Annotated in this window: 20 protein-coding genes and 1 tRNA gene; 11 read left to right on the top strand and 10 right to left on the bottom strand. The window is 45.4% G+C overall.

The window, feature by feature from the left end; translation table 11 throughout:
* Nucleotides 1-181: 181 nt before the first annotated feature.
* The 4 genes from LRL21_RS04890 to LRL21_RS04875 all read left to right on the top strand — a co-directional run bounded on the left by LRL21_RS04890 (nt 182) and on the right by LRL21_RS04875 (nt 6,285).
* Nucleotides 182-2,500 (top strand): helix-turn-helix domain-containing protein, encoded by a 2,319-nt coding sequence (locus LRL21_RS04890; RefSeq protein WP_240414630.1) that lies wholly within the window; start codon nt 182-184, stop codon nt 2,498-2,500.
* A 164-nt stretch (nt 2,501-2,664) separates the two neighbouring features.
* Nucleotides 2,665-3,624, top strand: a complete 960-nt coding sequence (locus tag LRL21_RS04885) for an ABC transporter permease (protein ID WP_240414629.1) — start codon at nt 2,665-2,667, stop codon at nt 3,622-3,624.
* Nucleotides 3,625-3,648: 24 nt separating this feature from the next.
* Nucleotides 3,649-4,545 carry a carbohydrate ABC transporter permease gene (locus tag LRL21_RS04880; protein WP_240414628.1) on the top strand — a complete coding sequence of 299 codons (897 nt, stop codon included), beginning with the start codon at nt 3,649-3,651 and terminating at the stop codon, nt 4,543-4,545.
* 69 nt (nt 4,546-4,614) lie between these two features.
* Nucleotides 4,615-6,285, top strand: a complete 1,671-nt coding sequence (locus LRL21_RS04875; RefSeq protein WP_240414627.1) for an ABC transporter substrate-binding protein — start codon at nt 4,615-4,617, stop codon at nt 6,283-6,285.
* Between the two features lie 73 nt (nt 6,286-6,358).
* Here LRL21_RS04875 and LRL21_RS04870 read toward each other — a convergent pair whose 3' ends face one another.
* Nucleotides 6,359-6,541: a hypothetical protein gene (locus LRL21_RS04870; protein WP_083689374.1), complete on the bottom strand. Its 183-nt coding sequence runs from the start codon at nt 6,539-6,541 to the stop codon at nt 6,359-6,361.
* Between the two features lie 108 nt (nt 6,542-6,649).
* Here LRL21_RS04870 and LRL21_RS04865 point away from each other — a divergent pair.
* Nucleotides 6,650-6,722, top strand: a tRNA-Lys gene (locus LRL21_RS04865).
* 197 nt (nt 6,723-6,919) lie between these two features.
* Here LRL21_RS04865 and LRL21_RS04860 read toward each other — a convergent pair.
* Both LRL21_RS04860 and pdxR read right to left on the bottom strand, forming a co-directional pair.
* Nucleotides 6,920-8,137 carry an aminotransferase-like domain-containing protein gene (locus LRL21_RS04860; protein WP_240414626.1) on the bottom strand — a complete coding sequence of 406 codons (1,218 nt, stop codon included), beginning with the start codon at nt 8,135-8,137 and terminating at the stop codon, nt 6,920-6,922.
* Nucleotides 8,138-8,162: 25 nt separating this feature from the next.
* Nucleotides 8,163-9,695, bottom strand: coding sequence for a MocR-like pyridoxine biosynthesis transcription factor PdxR (pdxR, locus tag LRL21_RS04855; RefSeq protein ID WP_240414625.1), 1,533 nt, complete (start codon nt 9,693-9,695; stop codon nt 8,163-8,165).
* A 157-nt stretch (nt 9,696-9,852) separates the two neighbouring features.
* Here pdxR and LRL21_RS04850 point away from each other — a divergent pair, with 157 nt between their 5' ends.
* Entirely contained in the window at nt 9,853-10,278 is a 426-nt protein-coding gene (locus tag LRL21_RS04850; RefSeq protein WP_240414624.1) for a TipAS antibiotic-recognition domain-containing protein, read from the top strand.
* Nucleotides 10,279-10,331: 53 nt separating this feature from the next.
* Here LRL21_RS04850 and LRL21_RS04845 read toward each other — a convergent pair whose 3' ends face one another.
* Nucleotides 10,332-11,342: an aldose 1-epimerase gene (locus LRL21_RS04845; protein WP_240414623.1), complete on the bottom strand. Its 1,011-nt coding sequence runs from the start codon at nt 11,340-11,342 to the stop codon at nt 10,332-10,334.
* A 139-nt stretch (nt 11,343-11,481) separates the two neighbouring features.
* On the opposite strand from LRL21_RS04845, the gene LRL21_RS04840 reads away from it, so the two are divergent.
* Complete coding sequence (locus LRL21_RS04840; RefSeq protein WP_240414622.1) at nt 11,482-12,870, top strand: mandelate racemase/muconate lactonizing enzyme family protein; 1,389 nt, start codon at nt 11,482-11,484, stop codon at nt 12,868-12,870.
* A 100-nt stretch (nt 12,871-12,970) separates the two neighbouring features.
* Here the strand turns inward: LRL21_RS04840 and LRL21_RS04835 are convergent, their stop codons facing one another.
* The 4 genes from LRL21_RS04835 to LRL21_RS04820 form a co-directional block, all read right to left on the bottom strand.
* The gene (locus LRL21_RS04835; RefSeq protein WP_240414621.1) at nt 12,971-13,975 is read right to left on the bottom strand and encodes a mannonate dehydratase; all 1,005 of its coding nucleotides are present in this window, start codon (nt 13,973-13,975) and stop codon (nt 12,971-12,973) included.
* 113 nt (nt 13,976-14,088) lie between these two features.
* Nucleotides 14,089-15,492, bottom strand: coding sequence for an ABC transporter substrate-binding protein (locus LRL21_RS04830; protein ID WP_240414620.1), 1,404 nt, complete (start codon nt 15,490-15,492; stop codon nt 14,089-14,091).
* 165 nt (nt 15,493-15,657) lie between these two features.
* The gene (locus LRL21_RS04825) at nt 15,658-16,494 is read right to left on the bottom strand and encodes a carbohydrate ABC transporter permease (protein ID WP_240414619.1); all 837 of its coding nucleotides are present in this window, start codon (nt 16,492-16,494) and stop codon (nt 15,658-15,660) included.
* Complete coding sequence (locus tag LRL21_RS04820; protein WP_240414667.1) at nt 16,491-17,423, bottom strand: carbohydrate ABC transporter permease; 933 nt, start codon at nt 17,421-17,423, stop codon at nt 16,491-16,493. Before LRL21_RS04820 ends, LRL21_RS04825 begins: the two co-directional genes overlap by 4 nt.
* Nucleotides 17,424-17,916: 493 nt before the next feature.
* Between LRL21_RS04820 and LRL21_RS04815 the strand changes: the two genes are divergently transcribed.
* Nucleotides 17,917-18,822, top strand: a complete 906-nt coding sequence (locus tag LRL21_RS04815) for an RraA family protein (protein WP_240414666.1) — start codon at nt 17,917-17,919, stop codon at nt 18,820-18,822.
* Nucleotides 18,823-18,875: 53 nt separating this feature from the next.
* On the opposite strand, the gene LRL21_RS04810 is transcribed toward LRL21_RS04815, so the two are convergent.
* On the bottom strand, nt 18,876-19,529 hold the full coding sequence (locus LRL21_RS04810) for a helix-turn-helix transcriptional regulator (protein WP_240414618.1): 654 nt from the start codon (nt 19,527-19,529) through the stop codon (nt 18,876-18,878).
* A 259-nt stretch (nt 19,530-19,788) separates the two neighbouring features.
* Nucleotides 19,789-20,838 carry a LacI family DNA-binding transcriptional regulator gene (locus tag LRL21_RS04805; protein WP_240414617.1) on the bottom strand — a complete coding sequence of 350 codons (1,050 nt, stop codon included), beginning with the start codon at nt 20,836-20,838 and terminating at the stop codon, nt 19,789-19,791.
* A 141-nt stretch (nt 20,839-20,979) separates the two neighbouring features.
* Here LRL21_RS04805 and LRL21_RS04800 point away from each other — a divergent pair, with 141 nt between their 5' ends.
* From LRL21_RS04800 to LRL21_RS04790, 3 genes are all read left to right on the top strand, one after another.
* Complete coding sequence (locus LRL21_RS04800; RefSeq protein ID WP_240414616.1) at nt 20,980-21,573, top strand: TetR/AcrR family transcriptional regulator; 594 nt, start codon at nt 20,980-20,982, stop codon at nt 21,571-21,573.
* A 24-nt stretch (nt 21,574-21,597) separates the two neighbouring features.
* Nucleotides 21,598-22,059 carry a DUF2269 family protein gene (locus LRL21_RS04795; RefSeq protein ID WP_240414615.1) on the top strand — a complete coding sequence of 154 codons (462 nt, stop codon included), beginning with the start codon at nt 21,598-21,600 and terminating at the stop codon, nt 22,057-22,059.
* 367 nt (nt 22,060-22,426) lie between these two features.
* Nucleotides 22,427-24,019, top strand: coding sequence for an MDR family MFS transporter (locus LRL21_RS04790; RefSeq protein ID WP_420832426.1), 1,593 nt, complete (start codon nt 22,427-22,429; stop codon nt 24,017-24,019).
* Nucleotides 24,020-24,164 lie beyond the last annotated feature (145 nt).

Genomic DNA, 24,164 nt, shown 5'->3' with positions numbered 1-24,164 from the left:
AATGCAGACATCGACCACAATTGCATACGGGTAAGTCAACTATCTCCATGGATTCATGGGGATTATTTGTTGTTTAGCCGACACAAGTTGGCTGTTCACAAGCAACCTATAATGTGGTTAACTTAATAGTGTATGTAATCGGTTGCAAAGGTCTGTTTGGGAGAAGGAGGATCGGTCTACCATGCTTAAAGGACAATGGCTAAGTGATGGGAAGGGCAGACATCGGGTATTCATACGCTTGCTTATTCCGTATATTCTCTTTTTAATCTTGCCTATGATCGTCGGCTGGATCATTTATCAAAAGACGATTCAAACGATGGAAAAGGAAGTTACTGCCAATCATATGAATGTGCTTGAGCAGAGCAAGGATATATTGGAGCGAAGACTGGAGGAAATTTCATCCATCGCCCAACAGTTGTCGGTAGATACACGCATCATCCAATTTCAGCCGGTGATCGATCCGTTCGAGGGAACCAATACTTATCGTGTTTTGGATACCAACAAAAGCCTGTATAACTATAAGCTGTCCAACAATTTTATTTTTAATTACTACGTTCTGTTTAAAAACAGCGGTCTTGTGCTGACCCCGGGTTCGAGTTATTCGATCAAGGAGTTTTATGAGAATATAGCAAAGTACAGCCGACTTGATTACACAAGCTGGAACAAGCTGATGTTCGATCAATATTTTACGCGTAAATATATTCCTTCCCAGGAGGTTATGGTGAACAATACCTCCTATACGATGCTGACGTACATCCAATCGCTGGGCTATCCGGGAAACCCGCAGGGTGCAATCGCTGTGATGATCGATAACAGGGAGCTGCAAAAGCTGTTCCACGGTCTGGATATCTCGGGCGACGGTTGGGCTTATATAGTCGATGATCAGGGGCAATTAATCAGCTCATTGTCTGCGGATGCCGTTCCGCTCCCAGTGGATATCGCCAAACTGTCAGGCTCTCAGGGCGTCGTAGAGCAAACGATCGACAAGAAGCCGATGATGATCACTTACGTGAAATCAGCCTCTAATGGATGGACGTATCTGGTGGGGCAGCCCACGCATATGGTGCTGGAGAAGGTTCGTTATATTCAGAAAATTACATTCTCCCTGACGTTTCTGTTTCTAGTTATCGGGGTGATTATCGCTTATTTGCTGGCGTATCGGAACAGTATGCCGTTGCGTAATATTGTCAATATGATTATGGAAAAGGCGGACGTTAGTCCCCAGCATAGGGATGCCTATGGCTTGATCGGAGAAACGGTATCAGGGTTGATCAACAATAATCACAGGCTGAAATCGGAAATTGAGCAGCAGGCCCCACTGCTTCGCGCGGCGTATTTTCAGAGATTGCTGAACGGGGAGTTTCTGTCGGTACATGATGCGAATGCGCTTCTGAAGCATGTGGGGATGGATGTAACGGGGATGAGCTATGTAGTTGCCATCCTGCATTTGCGGGGGTTGGACAACGGCTACAGCGGTGATCTTCTGGAAGAGCTGGATATGAAGCGTGTTTTGACTAAAGAAATGCTGCGCAAGACGATGGAGCATAACGGCTTTGTCTATGATGTGGCTGAGGATCAGCTTGCTGTGCTGTTTTGCTGTAATCAATCCCAATCGCTGCAGGTTAAGGAGCATATTGAGAGCAAGCTTCTGGAAGCGGATGAAGCCGTTGGCGATCTGTTGAAATACGTCCCCATCTATGGGATTGGGGCGATTCATGACAGTCTTACAGGCGTATCCAGATCGTACGAGCAGGCAAGGCAAGCACTCAGCTTTCAACTATGGCAAAATCGCGAAGGGATTTTATGGTTCGACGAGCTGCCGGATGATCGCAACAATTATTATTTTCCACCCGATTTGGAAGGTCGGTTAATGAATTTGGCCAAGGCCGGTGACAGGGTGGAGGTCAAGCGTATACTGGAGGATTTGTATAGAGAAAATTTTGAAATCCGGCGTCTTTCCTTTTCGGTCATGCAGCTGTTTTTATATGAAGTCTGGGGAAGTATCGTGAAGCTTCTGCCGCAAATGGAGCTGGCACAGGAACAGGTTTTTCATCAGATGAAGCCCTTAAGCAGCGAGACGCCTTCTTACGAGCATATGAAGAACAATTATGCCTCAGTTATATCCACCTATGAGTGGATCTGCGATAGCGTGAATGCGCATAAGAAAAGCCAAAATATACAGCTGGTCGAGCATATTATCACGATCCTGAACCAGGACTATATGCAGGATGATCTGTGTCTGGATGTAGTTGCGGATCGAATACCGATTTCCAAGGTATATTTATCACAGTTTTTTAAAGAGCAAACCGGTATCAATTTTTCCGATTATCTGGAGAGCGTGCGAATGGATCATGCCAAGGCGTTGCTGCTTGAATCCAGATTGACCATTAACGATATTGCTGCGAGTGTAGGTTACAGCTCGTCCAATACATTTTGCAGGGCCTTCAAACGACTTCACGGTGTCAGCGCTACCGCTTATAAGAAATCGCAAACCGGCTAAAAATACGGGGTTATACAAGCGTTTTCTAAAATATTGCACACCAAGAATAGCAATGCACATTGCTATTCTTAACTATCGCACAAAAAGAAAGCGTTTTCTAATATACATTTGTTCTCCTAAGCCTTATGTTGAAATTACGAATAATGAAAGGGGGAACAACGATCATGAAAGTGGCAGCCGCTACCAAGACGAGAGCACAAGCGAAGATAGAGCCACTGTCCGCTCGGAGGCGCATACAGAAATGCTGGCAATTGTATGTGCTGCTGGCGCTTCCGTTGATTTACATTTTGGTATTCAAGTATTATCCGATGTACGGAGCGACGATTGCATTTAAAGATTACACAGCTTTCAAAGGAATTAATGGTAGTGAATGGGTGGGCTTCAAGCACTTCATCCGGTTCTTCAATTCGTATGAATTTGGCAAGCTCATGACCAACACATTAATTATTAGCTTGTACAGCCTGATTGCGGGAATCCCTTTTCCGATCATTCTGGCCTTGTCGCTTAATTATGTGAAGAATCAGTTTTTCAAAAAATCGGTTCAGATGATCACCTATGCACCTCATTTTATTTCAATCGTGGTTATGGTAGGAATTATTCTGGAGCTGCTCGATCCCCGGAATGGGCTCGTGAATGTGATTCTGCGAACGCTTGGCTTTGAATCGATCCATTTTATTGCCAAGCCCGAATACTTCAGCTCGATCTATGTATGGTCGGGTCTATGGCAAAATGTTGGTTTCTCCTGCATCATTTATTTGGCGGCCTTGTCAGGTGTAGATCCTTCGCTGCATGAAGCGGCGGTCATGGATGGGGCTAATAAATTCAAACGGATGCTGCATATTGATCTGCCCAGCATTCTCCCGGTGATGATCATTTTGCTCATTTTGAACACAGGGCATATTCTGGATTTGGGCTTTGAAAAGGTGCTGTTGATGCAAAATGCACTGAATGCACGGACCTCCGAGGTTATCGATACTTACGTGTATAAGGTGGGGCTTGCCTCGCAAGCAATGAATTATTCGTACTCCACGGCGATCAACCTGTTCAAGTCTGTCATCGGTCTCGTTCTGCTCATCACGGTCAACCAAATTGCCAAGAAAGCCAAGCAGGAAAGCCTATGGTAAGGGCAGCGAGAGGAGGTAACAACTGTGGAAACTACGAATATCAGGGAAACGAATACGGATCGATGGTTTAACATCGGTAATTATGTCATTCTATCAATCTTTTTAATTACGGTTTTATACCCGTTAGTATTCATTGTAAGCGCATCCTTTAGCAGTCCAGGCGCTGTTATTGCCGGTAAGGTATGGTTATGGCCAGTTGAACCGACTTTGGATGGCTACGCAGCGGTATTCAAGCACAGGCTGATCTGGAGTTCATTTAGCAATTCCGTCATTTACACGGTAGTAGGAACCGTTATTAATGTATCCTTGACGATTATGGCAGCGTATCCGTTAGCCAGACGGGATTTGTATGGGAAAAATGTGATTATGCTGCTTCTGGTATTCACGACGATGTTTAGCGGCGGCTTGATTCCAAACTACCTGCTCGTTAAGGATCTGAATATGCTGAATACGATGTGGGCGATGATTTTACCTACGGCTATGGGCGTATTTAATGTAATTATTGCCCGTACCTACTTCAGGACGACGATTCCCGATGAAATATTGGAGGCCGCGCAGCTGGATGGCTGCAATGATTTTAAATTTGTGTGGAAAATCGTTGTTCCGTTATCCGGACCGATTATTGCGGTCATTACCTTATACTCTGCTGTCGGTTATTGGAATCAGTATTTTAATGCGTTGATCTATTTGAAAAATCCTGCATTATTTCCACTCCAGCTTGTACTGAGGGAGATCCTCGTACAAAATGAAGTCGATGCGAGTATGATGTCCAATTTGGCAGATGAAGCAAACCGTGAAGGCTTGCGAACGCTGCTCAAATATTCGCTGATCGTTGTTTCCTCACTGCCTCTGATGGTAGCGTACCCTTTTGTGCAAAAGCATTTTGTAAAAGGGGTCATGATTGGTTCGCTAAAGGGATAGGTTGATGGCCTAAATGGAAATGGAATGGGATAAAGGGGTTTGGGTTCATAAAAAAAGGGAGGTACTACAATGAAAAAGTTATGGATAGGCAGTTTGAGCTTGACGATCGCAGCAGTTGCTGTGTTGAGCGGATGCACAGATAAGTCTGCAGGGCCCCAACAAGACAATGCGGCAACTGCAGCGAAAATAAATCCGGCAGGACAATTCCCGATTATGAAAGAAAAAACAACACTTAAGGTGCTGGTTAAAGGAAGTTCGTTCGTTGAGAATTTTGCAACCAATGAATATACGAAGTTTCTCGAAGAGAAGACGAACATTCACATCGAATGGGATGTAGCACCTGAGAAGTCAGCGATAGAAAAGCTGAATTTGGTGCTGGGCAGCGGAGATTTGCCTGATGTGATCATGGGATTTGATATTAGTCCCACACAGCAGTTGATATATGGGAATACAGGGGAATTTCTTGATTTGACCAAATATATTGATCAATACGGAACAGAAACGAAGAAAATGTTCGAGAAGCTTCCTTATGTGAAAGAAGCTATTACGGCGCCGGGCGGTAAAATCTTTGGACTTCCTCAGGTGAATGAATGTTTCCACTGCTCCATGTCACAAAAAACGTGGATTTACAAGCCGTGGCTGGACAAATTAGGGCTGCAAGTACCGACTACGACAGACGAATTCTACAATGTGCTTAAGGCGTTCAAAACCCAGGACCCGAACGGGAACGGAAAAGCAGATGAAATTCCGCTGGCAGGTGCGGCTGTAGGTCCGAATGTTAATATTGATTCTTTTATTATGAATGCTTTCATCCTTAACCCAAGTATCATTAACGGTAGTGAAAAACGGTTGTTTATCAATAATGGAAAAGTTACGGTAGCCTTTGACAAACCGGAATTTAAAGATGGCTTGGAATACCTGCACAAGCTTTATGCAGAGGGACTGATTGCTCCTCAATCGTTCACTCAGGACCGAGATCAAGCAAAGCAAATGGGCGAGAATCCGGGAACCGTAATATTAGGGGCGGCTGTAGCCCAGCATGATGGTATATTTACCGATACAAGCAAAGGAAATGTGGGAAGATGGTTGGATTATGTTGCCGTTCCAGCGTTAAAAGGGCCAAAAGGCGTTCAGGTAGCTCCTTTAAACAATAGTGTGAACCAAGGTAGACTAGTTATAACCAAAGCAAGTAAAAATCCCGAGGCTGCTTTTCGCTGGGCGGACTTGATGTACGATCAGGAAATGACACTGCGTAATACGGAAGGTCGCCCGAATATTGAATGGAAATTAGCTGATCCGGGAGAGGTTGGAATCAACGGGAAACCGGCTATTTGGAAGTATACGGATGCGAAGCTGCCGACGGTACAAAATGTAAAATGGTCGCAAACCGGTCCATCTTTGCGTACGAACGATTTCCGTTTGGGTCTGGTCCCTGATCCGAAACTCCCGCAGGAATCTATTCTTTACAATGAAACGAAAACCAAGTATGAGCCTTATAAGCAAAAAGATGATACCGTTCTTCCACAGCTATTCTTTACCAATGAGCAGGCAACTGAGCTGGCCGATTTGGATAAGACCATCAATGATCATGTCAAAGAAATGATCGCGCGATTCATTATCGGAGATGCTAAATTGGATAAAGACTGGGATGGTTATCTGAAAAATCTGGATAACATGAAGTTGAAGCGGTACCTGGAAATTTATCAGGCTGCCTATGATGCAAAGAAAGCTAAGAAGTAAGGTTCGATAAGACTGTGAAAAAGAGGCAGTCCCTCAGGTCACTCATCTGGCCAAGGGACTGTCTCTGCAATTCCTATTGCTGCTTCTCGGGTATCTCCGGGATGACTTTGGGACTGATTTCAGGAGCTGGCTGTGGTGTTGATGGTATTTCCGGGATCAAATCCGGTTTAATTTCGGGTGGAGTTTTCGGTGTTATATCCGGAATGGGTTTCGGATTAATCTCTGGTGGTTGGTTCGGATTGATTTCTGCATTCATGCTGAACACCTCCCTCATAGTTATTATTAAACAAAAAAGCTGTTTTTAAATAATTGTAAATATGATTTGCATTTTATAAATCTATATGCTATTATAAGTGAGCGTTGCAGGTCCGTAGCTCAGTTGGTAGAGCAGTTGACTCTTAATCATCTGGTCGTGGGTTCGAGTCCCACCGGGCCTATAATCTTATAATACATATAAAACTGCTGAAACAGCAGTTTCATAGTGTGAGAAAATAACCCTCCATCATCACTTTAATGTGAGATGGAGGGTTATTTTCTTATCTTAATATTATGTTGCTTTTAGATTGTATAGGGTTCTGCTACAGGGCTTGGTCTCAAAGTAAAATCTGAGACTAAGCCCCACTGCAGACCGTTGTTAAATGGATAAAGGACTTGCCTGTAATTCTGCTGTGTATTCCCGCAGCACTTTGCCAAGCCGTGCTATTCCCTCGATGATCCGATCCTCCGTCATGTTGGAATAATTGAGGCGAAGCGTGTTCTCATGGCCACCATTCGGGTAGAAGCTGCCTCCAGGTACGAATGCGACATTGTGATCCAGGCAGCGTACGAGCAAGTCACGAGCGTTAAGCTCAGGTGCCAGCTCTAGCCAAGTGAATAAGCCGCCGGAAGGAATATTGAAACGGACATCGGCAGGCATTTCACCACGAAGTGCTTCCATCATCGTGTCACGACGCTTGCGGTAAACCTCTACAATTTTGACGATTTGTTCACCCAGATCGTACGTTTCCAGATAGGCATCGAGCTGGCGTTGGCTAATCGTTGACGCTTGAAGGTCGGCTCCCTGCTTCAGCAGCACTAATTTGGGTATAATAGCGGAATCAGCTGCCGTCCAGCCCATGCGCAGGCCCGGGCAGAAGGTTTTGGAGAAGGTTCCCAAGTGAAGAACTCGACCCTCGGTATCCAACGATTGCAGGGAAGGGATAGGTTCGCCCTCAAAACGAAGCTCTCCATATGGATTATCCTCAATAATAACCAGATCGAATTCATTGGCAAGCTTGATGAGTTCTTGTCTTCTGGCTAGTGTCCAGGACCGTCCAGTCGGATTTTGAAAGTCCGGAATGACGTAAATAAGCTTGGCCTTCTGTGTAGTCTGCAGAAGCTCCCTTAATTGGGCGATATCCATGCCTTCGTGATCGGTGGGAACCTCGACGAATTCTGGACCATAAGCACGAAATGCCTGAATAGCTCCAAGATAAGAAGGGCTTTCACAGAAGATGACATCGCCTTCGTCCAGGAAAGCTTTTCCTGCCAAATCAATTCCTTGCTGGGAGCCACTTGTAATGAGAATATTATCAGCCGTCCAAGCCGTACCCAGTGTACGGTTCATCCGTAGTGCGATTTTGTCCCGTAAAGGCCGATAGCCTTCTGTGGTCGCATATTGCAGCGCTTCTTTACCGTTCTCCTCCAATACTTGTACGGCGATCTGCTGCAGCTCTCTAATAGGAAACAGCTCAGGATCGGGAAGGCCACCAGCAAACGAAATGACCTCAGGTCTTTCTGTCAGCTTTAATATCTCTCTGATTTCTGATGCTTTTAATTGGTCCATACGTTTGGCGAATCTTGAAAAGGCCATGGGTCCATCCTCCTTGGAATAGGTGTTAAATAATAGGATCTAATCCTTCTGTTCGGTTGCCTGTTTGATGATATCGACGAGCATTCATCGTATCGTGCACGGCTGAGACAAATCGGCGAATGCCTTCATCGATCGAGTCCTCCTCGGCACATGAAAAGTTAAGGCGTACATAGGCCGTTTGCGGCACTTGGGCAAAGAACGGGTTGCCAGGCAAGTAATCAACACCACGATCGGCTGCACGAAGCATCAACTCATTGGCATTCAATCCGGCTGGCATTCGGCACCAGATAAATACGCCGCCTTCGGGCTCCTGCCAGTTCATACCCGGCACCTCATATTTGTGAAGCGCTGCGACCATAAGCTGTTTACGCCGATGATAACGATTTCGCACATCATTCAGATGCTCCTCCAGCAGCCCGCTGCGAATCAATCTCTCCATCAGATACTGCGAGAGTGTGCTCGTATGCAGATCAGCCATTTGCTTGGCAATAGCCAGTTGACGAATAACAGACTTGGGAGCACTGAGCCACCCCATACGTAATCCAGAGCCGATAAGCTTGGAAAAGGTACTGAGATAGATGACATGATCATGGCGGTCCATGGCATGGATAGATGGAACATGACGACCGGAATAACGCAGATCACAATAAGGGTCATCCTCGACGATAATCGTCTTATAGCGATAAGCCAGCTCAAGCAGGCTTTCCCTGACTTCCTGATTCATCACCAAACCCGATGGATTTTGGAAGGTAGGCAGAACATAGATCAGCTTCGGATGATACTTGGCTAACATGGACTCCAGAATATCGAGTCTCATCTGTCCATCGGTATCTGCAGGTATTCCCATTAATCTCGCTCCAGCTGACCGAAACGATTGCATAGCGCTGAAATAACTGGGTTCTTCAACAAAAATGGTATCACCCGGATCAATGAATACTCGGGTAAGCAAATCAATACCTTGCTGAGAGCCGGACAGTATGAGCACTTCCTCGGCAGTTGCGTGAATCCCACGCTTCTCCATCCACATACATATTGCCTCACGCAGTGAATGAATACCTTCCGTGGCGGTATGCTTCCAAAGCGAATCGCTTTTCTCCTGCATGAGCAATTGCAGCTGCTCTCTGAGCTTGACCGTCAGTTTGGGCCCAGGGTCTGGCAGCGCAACACTGAAGGAAATGGAGTCATTGCGCTTGGAAAGAGACAGCAGGTCGCGAATTAACGGGTCACCTGCCGAGAACGATCGTTCACTGAATAACTGCCGCCACGGAGGCGTACTATAGCCGGGAAGCTGGGTAGAGGCAGCAGGTGCATCCGCAGAGTTCAAGGGCAGTACGACGGTTCCTTTGCCAACAAAGGATTCGATCAAACCTTCCGACTTCAATTCAACGTATGCGTTCAATACGGTACTGCGATTCACACCTAGTTGCTCGGCCAGCTTTCGCTCGGGTAGAAGACGGTAGCCGGCTGGCAGCTCGCCATTGAATATAGCTTCACGTATTTGCTGCGTAATTTGCATATAAATCGGTATGGATAGCTCTCGTGAAATAATAATATTCATAGATAGCACTCCAATGGTGATTAATTGGTTGGTGATAAGATCAATAATCACGTGTATTTTCTTATTTTACCACGAAATGAATAGATGAAAACAACCAATTGGCACGTAATTCGACCAGCCAATTTTTACTATTGACCCTAACGTAACGTGATAGCTTATGATCATCTCAGTTGAGGGCTTTGATCAAAGTGCTATCGAGCAGCACAAAAAGAAGTATGCAGCTGAGGCGAGACAAAGATATGGTCATGCAGCAGTTGAAGCGGTTGAGAAGCGGACAGATCGCTATACAAAAGAGGATTGGGCGAGCATCACAGAGGAGAACGACAAGATCTATACCCGGATCGTTGCAGTTATGCATCGCGGTCCGGAAGACTTCGAGGTGCAGGTAGCTGTGGGGGAATTAAGACAGCATATTACAAATTACTATTATGATTGTACACCGGAAATTTTTCGTGGACTGGGTGATTTGTACGTAATGGATGAGCGTTTCACTGCCAATATTGATAAGCACGGATCAGGCCTGGCAGCATTTCTCAGAGAGGCGATGCATATTTATTGTGACAGACTTGGAGCCGGTAATTGAGGAAGCCTCCAGATCGACGAGTAAAGTCGATCTGGAGGCTTCCGTTTCTTCAACTATTCAGCTTTTTTTACATACAGTCTGCTGGTTTCTTCCCAGATCTCGCCTGGCTCCAAACCGAACAATCCGATCAGCTCCTTGTCGAGCTCCTGCTTGATATTTGGCGCGTTCACCAGATTGATTTGCGGCTCTGGACAAAAGAAGCCTTCCGTCGCTCCGTTGTTCCAAATCATCCACTGCTTGTAGCTGGTACCGACATCATAGACCAGAGTCAGCTTATTGCGCGCATCGGTAAGCTCCATTCGGTTTCTTCCATTTTGCGGAACAGCTGTATAATGATTATCCATCGATTCAAAGAATGGGGACAGCCCGCCGGCCTTCATGTTTTCTTCATCAACTGTAAGCGCTTGAAACTGACCGGTCGGCAGCATCCGTTGATCCAGCTCCCAGCGTTCACCGATCGTCATATTGAAGCGATAATCGGATGCCAAGCTATCTGAAGCGAATGGTGCATTGATCGAGGTATGGAAGGCAAGCAGACGAGGCATCGGCGTGTCGCCGTCATTCCTAATTAGCACGTGCTGCGATAATCCATCGCTGCTTAAGGAATAACGAAGCTGAATCGTAAACGCATGCGGGATATATGTATATACAGAATGCCCCTCTGCTACCGTCAGGCTTAAGGTTACCCAGCTCTGTGCTTCATCAGCCCCAAAACCATCCACTTTCCATGGAATATTATGAACAAAGCCGTGAAGATGATTGCCAGTCTTCGATTCATTGACAGGAAAACGATATACGCTGCCATTCCAATGAAAGTCGCCGTCTTCATAACGATTCGGTGGAAACAGTACCGGGATGCCGTGAATGATCGGATTGGCTTTGAAGGCTTCCATCTCGTTGAGCTCCGGTTCGTGCAGGAAGCGGTACTGGTTGGCTGTATCGCGAAAGGCAATCAGATTGGCGCCCACACCCGGCAAAACAGCAGCTTCATAGTTCGCTGCGCGCAGCCATACAGCCGGTTCTTCTTGATACTTGCCTTCATGAGCCTGTGCTTGATTGTTCATATTTTCCTCCTGAAATGATAAGAATAATAGCCTATACCCATTATAAGAAAAAGATCTAAAAAAACAAACAAAATGATAATTTTACAGCATGCCAATTGGTCAGCACCCTTTATATAATGAGGGAAAGGAGCTGATAGCCATGCTAGCCAAAGAAACCTATGAGAGCACAACCGCTTATGTCAATACGTATTCGATTCCTTCTGAATTAAAAATCACCGATATTCGATTTGCCGATATCGAGGGTTCCCCGATGCACTGCAGTTTAATTCAGGTATACACCAATCAAGGATTAATCGGTTATGGCGAAGTGAGGGATGCGGCCGACAAGAACTATGCATTGCTGTTGAAATCTCGTTTGCTTGGTGAAAATCCATGCCAGATTGACAAGCTGTTTCGTCGTATCAAGCAATTCGGAGGTCATTCCCGTCAAGGCGGAGGGGTGAGCGGTATCGAAATCGCACTCTGGGATTTGGCAGGAAAAGCGTACGGTATCCCGATTTATCAAATGCTGGGGGGCAAGTTCCGCGATAAAATCCGGATGTATTGCGACACTGATGTGCAAGGCAGAGATACCGGACTGACAATGGGGCAAGCGCTGAAATTACGGATGGAAAAAGGCTATACGTTTTTGAAAATGGATCTGGGTATTAATCAAATCATCCAGGAGCCGGGCACCTTAAGCGCACCTTTGGGCTTTTTTGAAGATATGAAAAAGCTGTCGGACGTATGGGCTAATCGAAAAAATACCGAAATGACGGAAATGGAAATACTCCACGCCCGCAACCGAATGTATGACGCCTACAATGTTGCGCATCCTTTTACCGGCATTCATGTGACTGAAAAAGGGCTCGATATGCTGGAGCAGTATGTGAGCGACGTACGTTCAGTCATCGGCTATGAGGTACCGCTTGCGATTGACCACTTTGGTCATATCGGCGTGGAGGACTGTATTAAACTGGGGCGTCGGATCGATAAATATAATTTGGCCTGGATGGAGGATATGATTCCATGGCAATACACGGATTTATATGCCAGACTGGCGAGAGCGGTCACGACACCGATTTGTACCGGGGAAGATATCTATTTGAAGGAAAATTTTAAACCGCTGCTGGAATCCGGCGGAGTTGCGGTGATACATCCGGATCTTCTGACTTCTGGCGGTATACTGGAAACGAAAAAAATCGGCGATATGGCGCAGGATTATGCTGTAGCGATGGCCATTCATATGGCTGAAAGCCCGATTGCATGCTTGGCCGCCGTTCATTGTGCAGCAGCTACGGAAAACTTCCTTGCGCTTGAATTTCATTCCGATCATGTATCCTGGTGGGACGATATCGTGATTGGGCGTTCACTGCCCAAACCGTTAATACAAAATGGCTTTATAACCGTACCGGATGCGCCGGGACTTGGCATTGATTCCTTAAATGACGAGGTAATCGCCGAGCATTTGCATGCGAATATTCCGGGTTTATGGGAATCGACGGACGAATGGAACCATTCGTGGTCCAACGATCGTCTCTGGAGCTAAATACAAACAGGATTCAGAAAAGCGAACCGTCGGCCGAGGCCGTCATTCGCAATTCCGAATCCTGTCTTTTTGTATGAATCACGCCTCAATGGAGCCTCAATTATATCTTTAGTTCCGCTAGCTGAACTTGCCGTTCGCGCTCTCCCGCAGCTGCAGCCTCCATTAATCCTCTGATGTAACCAACACCGTACAAGCGACCCAGCAATTCATAGCCAGGATTATCATTATTCTCGCCCTCCATCGTCGGGACGTGGTCAGGTCTAGCCGGACCATGAAAACCAACCTCGTAATAGGTTTTCATAGCTTCGAGCATATCTGTTTTGCCGTCATCATGAAACGTTTCCTCGAACTTCTCTGGCGTTCCGCGAACATCACGGAAATGAACGAAAAAGATTTTGTCCTGAGCAGCAAACTTACGAATCACAGTCGGGATATCCTCACCTGCTGTCGCTAGTGTTCCTTGGCATAACGTAATACCGCTGTATTCGCTCGGCACCAGATCAATAGCTTGCTGCAGCGCATCCGAGCTGCGCAGAATTCGTGACACTCCGCGAATCGGGGAGATTGGCGGATCATCGGGATGCAGGGCCAGCCTGACCTTTGCTTTTTCCGCGACAGGTACAATACGTTCCAGAAAGTATTTCAAATTATTCCATAATTGATCCTCACTTACGATACCGGCTTCGGTCAACGGCGCATTGGCTAATAAGGCATGATCGTAGCCGGAGACCAGCGCGCCTCCACGGGTACGGATCGTGGTTGAGGTGCGAAACCAATTGAATTGAGCCATAAAGTTATAGCAGAGCACAGAGATGCCAGCAGCCCCCATATTCGTGATGAACTGGCACATGATATCAATCTCTTCATCTCGTCCGGGCAAGCCAAGCTTGATGCGGTTCGTCTCAGGCGCCGATTCAATGACTTGAAGATTAAGTCCAAAATCAGCGAATCTTTGTTTCATTTGCACCAAATTCATATAATCCCATGGTTTCATACCATGATCTTCCTTGGGAAGAGGACCAACCGCATCATTAACGCCCATCTGCTTGGCAAGATGCCAAAGCCTGCTTGGATATCCGGGGAAAAATTCAGCTAATTGAAGCATGAATAGACCGACCTCCTCATAATGAAAACCTGTGCTTTGTTCTGCATCGTCCCACCATACACCGCCCTGTTCTTGAGTAAGAAGCAGAACGGTACAAGGATACTGTGGACACTTTACTTTTTGTTCAGCTTCGCTTCGGTTTCCTTGCCTTTGGCTACGATTTTGTCATAAGCCTGTTCAATCGTTTGTTTTTTGAACATGACCGCTTCCATTTCCGATTTATACAAGCTTGTGAAATCAGACCAGCCTTGAGGAGCCGGATAGAACGGAAGTGCCTTATCCAGTGCATTGCCTAACAGATCCTTACCCATCAAATCTTTTTTGCTCAAGGTAGGCTCCAGGGTTTTGTAAATCGCATCGTTAATCGGAACCCCGCGAGTCAAACCGAGTGTTTTGCCTACTTCTTGATCGGAAATAAACCACTGAATAAATTTCTTGCCTTCAGCCGCATATTTGGTGGATTTACTTAAACTGAAGAAGATTGTGGCTTGTGCCCATCCGCCTCCAGCAGGACCTACAGGATTGTTAACTACCGAAATTTTACCCGGATTGAGTGTCTCCATGACACCAACAGAACCGACAGTAACGCCTCTTGCCATCACACCGGATACCATCGCATCGGCTTTGGGATCATTTTCTTTAAAGGCCGTGGTGGCTTCCGCAGATGGAAGGGTTCCGTCAGCACGCCATTGCTCATGCATTTGTTGAAATTTGAACCAGAGATCTTTATCCAGATTAAATTTGGTTCCATCCTGCATGATCGGTCCTTTGCCATTGGACGTCTGATAGAACTGATACCAATCCCATACGCTTGTATTATCAGTAAACGGATATTTACCCTTAGGCAGCTTGTCATGAGCTTCCTTCATGTAAGTGAAATATTCATCCCATGTCCAATCCTTATGTGGCAGCTTCACGCCAGCAGCCTCCAGCTCCGCTTTGTTGAAGGCGACTCCCGCACCGTTATGACTGAGGGGAATTCCATATAATTTGCCGTCAATCTTGACGTTGTTGACGATTCTTGGATCGACAAGTCCCTTCAGATCGACATCGGATAGATCCATAAGCAAGCCTTTTTTGGCATATTCATTAATATAAGCTCCGTCCATTTGGAGGATGTCGGTCATGGAATTGGAGGCAGCGAGTGTAGGCAGCTTGGTCCAAAAGGCATCAAACGCCATATATTCGGAAGTGAATTTAATATTTGGATTTTTGGCGGAGTACATTTCGAGAGCTTTCAGAGTTGCTTGATGGCGGTCATCCGGTCCCCACCACATGATCCGCAGGTCGGCATTTTTGCCGGCAGCTGGTGCATCCTTGGCCGGAGTACTGGTGCCAGTAGTCTCAACGGTTTTGGAGCAAGCGGTCAGAATCAATGAAAAAGCAAGCACCGCAACAATGATATTTGTCTTTTTAGTGGCTTTCATTATACATAACACTCCCTTGATCATATAGTTGTACAGGTTCCACCCGTTAATCGATCTGCCTGCACAGCGCAGCGTACGCTTCCATAACATGGCTAGCTCATGAATGGATTGCATGCCTTCCGTGAGGCCGATGAACCTGCAGGCTGTTTATCCGATTCGTATCCATCATTGTCGCTTCACGCAGCCAGTTTCTGAAGATACCAGCTGTCAGTCTGTCATCCGGGTGCGGCCAACATCCCAGATCGTTCAGTGTAGTTATCCTTTAATGCCGGTTGTAGCAATGCCTTCAACAAAATGCTTTTGTGCCGAGATGAACAAAATGACGGATGGAATAATCGATAGCAGGGACATCGCGAGAAGCTGACCCCATTGAATTTCAAACTGATCAATGAACATGCGAAGCGCGAGGCCAACCGTATAGTTATCAACCGAGCTTAAATATAAAACCTGTGCAAAAAAATCGTCCCAGCTCCATATAAAAGTGAAAATTGCTACGGATACCAATGCTGGCTTGATTAATGGAAAAATAACATGTGAAAATGTTTTGTACACCGAGGCTCCATCGATCTTGGCGGCCTCATCGAGCTCTCTTGGGATCCCGCGTATAAATTGAACGACGAGAAATACGAAGAAGGCACCGCCTCCAAAAAAGTGCGGGAGAATAAGCGGGATATAGCTGTTTACCAATCCCCAATTGTTAAACATGATGTACTGGGGTACGATAGTAACTTGTCCGGGAAGCATCAGGGTGAGCAGCAAAACCGAGAACCAGAAGGAACGAAGCTTGAATTTGAGTCTGGCAAAACCAAAGGCGACGACCGCGCTGCTCAATACGGCTCCGAGCACATTCCAGAATTCCATTATCAAGGTGTTGAGATAAAAGGTAGTAAAGCTGTATTTGGGTGAAAATACCCAGCCTTTGGAGTAATTTTCCCACATAAAGGTGGTCGGCCAGATCGATGTTGATTTCATATCTGTTACCGTTTTGAGCGAAGCGCCCAGCCACCAGAAGATCGGATAAATCATGATCAAAGAAAATAGGATCAGGATGAAATGGCTGCGAAACGTGCTGAAGCTGGTAACTCTGTTCATTTGTCATTCCCGCCTTCCGACTCATAGAATACCCAATACTTGGATGCCAGGAAATTTAAGCCGGTCATGATCGCTATAATCACGAGCAGGATCCAGGCAAGCGCCGAGGCATATCCCATCTGGTAATGCTTGAAAGCCTTTTCATAAAGATAAAAAGCATACATATACGTAGAGTTTGCGGGTCCACCAGCCGTAATGATGAATGCAGAGGTAAACGTTTGAAAGGAGCCGATGATACCAAGGATGAGATTGAAAAACATAACCGGAGAGAGCATAGGCAAAGTGATGTGAAAGAATTGGCGTATCTTGCCTGCCCCATCCACGGATGCAGATTCATACAAATCCTTCGGTATTTGCCGTAAGCCAGCCAAAAAGATAACCATCGTAGAGCCGAACTGCCACACATTGAGTAAAATAATGGTGCCGAGCGAAGTATCGGGATTGGCGATCCAGGCTTTACCTTGAACACCAAACCACGAGAGGATCTGATTAACATAGCCGTCCAGACCGAACAGGTTGCGCCAGAGGATCGATACCGCTACGCTGCTTCCGATTAGCGAAGGGAAGTAGATCGCCGTACGGTATACATTCATTCCTTTCAGACTTTTGTTAATGAGGAGCGCTACCATCAATGAAAAAAATAACTTGAGTGGAAGTGAAAACAACACAAACGTAAAGGTAACGCCGAGCGATTTGGTGAACAGATTGTCTTTGAAAAAGATTTCCGTGTAGTTGTCGAGTCCCGCCCACACGGGTTCTTCCAGAAGTGAATACTCCGTGAAGGACAAATAAAAGGAGCGTCCTATCGGCCATACGGTTAGCAGTAAAAAACCGAGCAGCCAAGGAGAGATGAATATGTACCCTTCCAAGTGGTTGCTGAATAAGTTTTTTTTACTTTTGCGAACAGGAGCTTCTGCTATCGTGTTCATACTGGATATTTCCTTAACCCCCATTGAGTCACTTCCTTATCCTATGATTCTTGTACTTTCACAGTGTAGCAAAGCGAATTTAACATGCACAGGTGAGGATTTTATGATATTGTTTGATTTTTTAATCAGTCTTATCAGGGTGAATTTAGCTTGCTGCAGGGGGAAATACACATGATGAAAAACCATCGATGCGGTAGTTGGAGGCCATAAATATAGATCAGGGAGATACAAAAACGGATGTCATGTAAACGTATTCAAAAAGCTTGAAGAGTGGAAAAAATCATCTCCTTTCTATTCCAATATACAGACGGTTAGTCATTCCATATAGGGGAATATCATCAGTTGTTAGGGGGAATATGATAAGAATTTACCAATTCGATGAAAAATTTATAGTTACTGGACGAAAAATGCGTAAAAAAACCACATCGACAAATCTGTAAATTTGCTTAACATAAGAGGTGAAAATACAATCAGTGAGAAGGAAGGGCTGCACTTGAAATATGATAATCCCGAAGACATTATTCAATTGACGCCACTGTGGCAGGGCGAGAGATTTGCCAATGGCCGCCCCCGGGTATCGGATGATGTATTACGCCGAATGGCGAAAATTACTTTGGAGGAAGCATGGGGCACCTTGTGGAATCACGGCTATGCCTTTCAATTTGAAGGCGATCTCAAGATCGTGCATCCGAACCAGGTGATGGTAGGGCGTGCCGTGACATCCGTATTAGTTCCCAAACGTCCGGATCTGCATGAAACTCTACTGAGCTATGGTCACCAGCAAGAGGACAGAAAAGGTTTTTTCAATCAATGGGTCATCGACACGCTGCAGGAGGACGATATTGTAGTGGTTGATTTGTTTGATAAAGTCCATCAAGGAACCTTTGTGGGCGGGAACCTGTCAACGGCGATCGCTTCCAAAACGAAGCGGGGTGGTGCCGTGATCTGGGGTGGTATCCGTGATAACCAGCAAATAGTTGAAATTGAAGGGATCAACGTGTTTTATCGTGGCAGTGATCCGACAGCTATAGCGGATGTCACAATGGTAGGAATCAATACCCCGTGCCGGATCGGGAAAGCGATCTGCCTTCCGGGTGATGTGGTGCTGGGAACACCGTCAGGTGTGCTGTTCATCCCGCCTCATCTGGCAGAGCTTACAGTCGTTCAGGCAGAAAAGTCGCAGGTACGCGATATTTTTGGTTTCGTTCGATTGCGGGAAGACATCTATACAACAGCACAAATCGATTCGCCATGGACAGTTTCCATCTGGAACGACTTCACAGCATGGTTGGATAGCACACAGGAGTCGGCCGAGTACCGTCATCTGACCTGGGATCAGGAGCTGGAGCATGCTAAGAGAACAGAGACTGAGGGGAATTCTGGTCAGGTTCGATTGTAATATGAAATTAAAAAGGGGCAAAACCGGTGATCCCGCCTATTGCCCCCCCTAGCTTAGTGGATAGCTGATTCCCGATAATCACTTGGCGAGCATCCAACCTTTTTTTTGAATATTTGGCTGAAGTAACGGGAGTCCTGATAACCAATCGATTCAGCGACTTCATAATTTTTTAGATGTGTGTTCTTTAACAGGTGTTTGGCTTTGTCGATGCGAATGTCGGTTAATTGCTCGATGAAGGTTTTGCCAGTATTCGTTTTGAATAGCAAGCTGAGGTAGGAGGGTGTCATGTACACTTTTTGGGCAAGGCTGTCAAGCGTGGCGTGCTGAAATTCATTCTCCATGTTCTGGATCGTTTTCATAATAATACTCGTATGGTTGTAGTTAAACTTCCGCATAATAATGCCCCGTAATTCCATGAAGCATTCAAGTACATAGGCTTTAACTTCCTCGAGATTTCTTTTGGTGACCACTGAGATGACATCAAATTGGTTGCAACGGGTATCATTCCCGAACTCCGCCAGCACTCTTTGTTCCATTCCGACCAGCAAACGAACTGTAGCTTCGTACAAGACCAGCATTTCACTCGAACCGTTCTCGACCAAAAATTCGTAAAAGACGTCGATCACGTGCTCGACTTCAGAGGAATCTACGGCTGATTTGAAAGTATCATAAAGCTCCTTTTCTTTCACATAAGAATATTCACACATGTAATCACTCCTAACCAGGTTTTCCGGATTACAATCTTTTTGTTAGGTTATTTGTTATGTTGTTAGCAAAAATATGTTTCTTTTACCATAATGATATCGGTTACATTACCAATTTATGATAATAGTACAATGAACAGGGTGGGATTTCAACCTAATTTATTAGGATTCATAAAATTAAAGCAGATTATTTGAATTTCAAACTTACATCATGCAAATAAAACCTAACAAAACAATTTGTTAGGTTGCAGTATGTAAAGCCTTATTTTTGAAAAGTGCGGGTGCTGCCTCTGACAATCATTTGACTTTGCAGTAAAACTTTTTCGTATGGCATCAAAGGGTTATCGATTCTCCACAGCAATAAATCAACGGCCTTGGCTCCAAGCGCCGCTTCCTCGGCTATGATGGTTGTCAATTCAGGGAAAAGTTTGATGATATCTTCATTGTTATCAAAGCCGGTTATCGAGCAATCCTCCGGCACCTGAATGGCGAGCTCGTGCAGCACATTCAAGACATGCAGGGCGATTTGATCATTAGCACATACGAAAGCAGTGGGGAAGGCACTCCCTGAAAGCTGTACAAGCTCGGATGTAAGCCGATTGTAATTGTCTTCATCTACAGACGGCTTGATCTTAAGCAGGCTGCTGTTGTATGAATAAGCATTCATTTTCTCATCCATCACGGATTTAAACCCGCACCATCGGTCAAAAAAACTTCTCGAATAATGAATATCTCCGACAAACTGGATGCGGGTATGGCCTGTATCCAATAAATAATGGGTTAACCTTCGTAAACTATCAAAGCTGTTCATAAAAACACTATCAGAAGCGAGCAATTCATCCTCATGATCGACCAGAACGAAAGGGATCGATAAATTTCTAAGCTCCAGAAGCATTTCGGGAGCAATAAGACCGACACTGATTACGCCTTTGAGTCCCTCAGGTTTAATCACGAGGTTAAAATTTTGTGGAGAATCATCAGTGATGATAATCGTTCCGATGCCTCTTTTCTCCAAATTAGCTGAAATTCCTTCCAGAATCTTGCCCCAATAGGCCGATTCCTTGTTCTGACTTCTGATGTTGGGGATGAGAATGCCGATTATTTTGTAGTCAGGATCTGTGGAAGGCTGCGGATCAGGGCTGCTGTTTTTTTTATTGCTTCTATAGCCGTATTCGGCAGCGACTCTGTGTATCTTTTCACGGGTTGCTTCACTTATACCTGATTTGCCAGACAAGGCCTTGGATACAGCGAACTTGGATACGCCTACTTTATCGGCTATTTCCTGCATAGTGACCTTTTTGCTTTGAGACATGATGCTCACTCCGATAATAGGTTTTGATACAATTTTTGCATACTTGTAAACCGAATATCAACTCTTTTTATTTACAAACCGATGGTCGGTATGTATAATCAAATTAACTAATAAACTGATCATTTACGGAGGTGTTACTTCTTGAAACAGGAAGAACGAAGACAACAAACGAAGCAAAAGCTGCTCGACACGACCAAGGAGCTGATCCGCGAGAAGGGCTGCGATTCATTGACGATGAAAGATATTATGGATCACTCGGGCTTGTCCAAGGGAGCTATTTTTCATTATGTAAAAAGTAAAGATGAGATCTACGCCTGGGTGCTCAAGGAAAGAAATGAGATGATCAATCGCAGCTTCATGGGAGAGGTTGAGCGTGGAGATAAGGACTTTGAGGGACCCTTACGAAAAATAACGGAAACCCTTCATCATTTGGATGATCCCGCGGATGTGTCGAACAAAGTATTGAAATATTTGATTGGCAAGGAGGATCAGCCCGAGGTTGCGGAAGTGCTGGAAGAGTTTTATGAGCAAACACTCAGTTTTTCCAAACAATGGATTATAACCGGACAGCAGCATGGTGTCATTCCAAATGCGATCGATGCGGACAAAACAGCAGGTTTGTTTGTGTTAATTTCACTTGGCTTGCGCATCCGTTCTTCTTTAACTTCTGCTCCCGCTTCTTTTAATATGCAGGATTATTTCAGCTTTTTGTCTGATACGTTAAAGCCACGATAAAAAATGGAGAGGTTGTGTGTGCAAATGAGCTATTGGTTAGTGATCCATATTATTGGAGTTGTTCTGTTAGTCGGAAATATCGTGACAGCGGCGTTCTGGAAAGTGCGGGCGGATCTGCAAAATAATCCGGTTGTGATCCATAGTGCAGTCAAAAATGTGATGCTGGCGGATTATGTATTTACGCTGCCAGGTATTGCACTTATTACGGTATCCGGCATCATCATGGCGGTTCGTTCAGGAATGCCGATGTCAGGCTTGAGCTGGCTTACGGTTTCACTCATACTGTTTGCGATTTCAGGGATCTTGTGGCTGGCAGTGCTCATACCGCTGCAGCGCAGCATGATTCGGCATAGTGCTCACTCCGTTGAACAAAAAGCGGTTACGGAGGGATATCGTCGCGCTTCCCGTTATTGGGCTGTTTTTGGCATTGTGTCGACGCTTCTGCCGGTCGTTATTTTATATTTGATGATTACGAGGACCTTATAATTAGGAAGAGAGAGGTGGAGGAACATGGCTCCTCCTGAGATTCGCTCATAACTGCAAATTATATTTATCATTGCAATTCTAAGCTGGATAGAAAGCTTTTTGTTTTGGGTAACTTATATATAAGTAGCTTTAAGCAGCATAAGTATAAGGACCATTCTCCGCACATCTCACAATCCAATATTGAAGGCGAGTTGTACAAATGAAAAAAATCTCTTGCAAAGAGAATGATTTTTCATTATTATATATTTAAACAATTTAAATATTAACTTGTATAACATTAAACCTGTGATAGAGAGAGGTGAAAAGCATGGAGAAAGCAATGAGCTCATCTAAGGAAAAGGAGTCTGCTTACGACCAGGACTCCTCATTGGAAGCCCATGATCCGAACAATCGGAAGGGACTGCTGGTTGCGGGATTAATCATCGCCATGCTGTTCGGTGCATTGGATGGAACAATAGTTGGAACGGCGATGCCGAGAATTGTTGGTGATTTGGGTGGATTAGGTTTGATGACATGGTTGACGACAGCCTATATGCTGACGTCTACGGTTATTGTTCCAATTGCCGGGAAGCTGGCCGATTTATTGGGACGGAGAGTTGTTTATGTAACGGGCCTGAGTATTTTCATCATAGCATCCGCTCTGTGCGGATTGTCGCAAAATATGACCGAGCTTATTTTATTCCGCGGCTTGCAGGGTATCGGCGGCGGGATTATGATGCCGATGGCGATGATTATTATAGGTGATATTTTCACAGGTAAACAGCGTGCCAAATGGCAAGGGGTATTCGGTGCCTTGTTTGGGCTTTCCTCCATCATTGGTCCGCAGGTCGGCGGCTGGATTGTCGATGCTGCCAGCTGGCGTTGGGTGTTTTATATTAATTTACCTGTCGGCGTATTGGCTATCGTATTGATTGCAATTGCCCTTCCCAAGTTTCAAAGAAAAGACAAGGTTGAATTCGATATTGCCGGGATGACCACGATGATTGTGGGTGTCGTAAGCTTGCTATTGGCCTTAACGTTTGGCGGGAAAAATTTTGCCTGGGTTTCCTGGCAGGTTATTGGATTGATTGTACTTGCGGTCGTTTCTTTGGTTAGCTTTGTTGTGATCGAATCGAAAGCGAAGGAGGCCATACTGCCTGTCTCGCTATTCCGCAATAAAACGTTCACGATCATTAACGGGGTCGGTTTTCTGATGAGTGTCGGCATGTTCGGTGCAATCATGTTTGTACCGTTATTTATGCAGGGCATTGTTGGAATTAGTCCGGCAGCGTCCGGTACCGTGATGACGCCAATGATGATCACGATGATTGCGGCGAGTGTTCTTGGCGGGCAGATGGTTCAGAAGATCGGTGTACGTACGCAGATGGGAATTGGGATGGTTATCATGGCTGTCGGATTTATTTTGCTGACCACACTCACCATGACAACCTCGAAGCTGACGGCTTCCAGCTATATGATGGTCATAGGTCTTGGCATGGGGCTGGTTATGCCGCTGCTTACACTGGCTTTGCAGGAAAGCTTTCCAAAGTCAGAGCTTGGCGTGGTTACCTCTTCAAGTCAATTTTTCAGGCAAATTGGCGGTACCTTTGGGATGACCATACTGGGAGCAATTATGAACCATCATTCCAGTAATTTGCTGACCGTTAATCTCGTTCCGGTACTGAAGCAAATTCCACAAGGCAGTTCATTGATTAGCGATATGATTGCCAAAATCAGTTCTGATCCGCAATCACTATATTCGGTGCTGCTCAATCCTGAGGCGCTCAGCCAGATGCCGCAGGCGTTAACCGCTCAGATTGTACCGATTTTAAAAACTGCCTTGGTCGATTCCTTGCATACGGTATTTATGTTTGGTCTCGTATTCGTCATTCTGGGTGCCATTCTAAGCTTGTTTGTAGGCAAGGTTCAGCTGTCGGATCGTAAAGGCTCGGATAACAAGGGGCCACAAGAAGCTGTGTAATAATGCGGATTACAAGCCACACGATAACGTGTGGCTTCATGCGGAGGAGTAAAGCAGATGATAGTCGTGATCCTTTACGATATTTGCGATTAATTGGCTATTTTTGGAGTTTTAAAAACATCTGTTTTTCTGATATATTATTTCG

This window comes from Paenibacillus periandrae (genome assembly GCF_022458865.1).
Taxonomy (GTDB): domain Bacteria; phylum Bacillota; class Bacilli; order Paenibacillales; family NBRC-103111; genus Paenibacillus_S; species Paenibacillus_S periandrae.
Note: the sequence above shows the minus strand (reverse complement) of the source record. Positions and strands in the feature narration are given on the sequence as shown.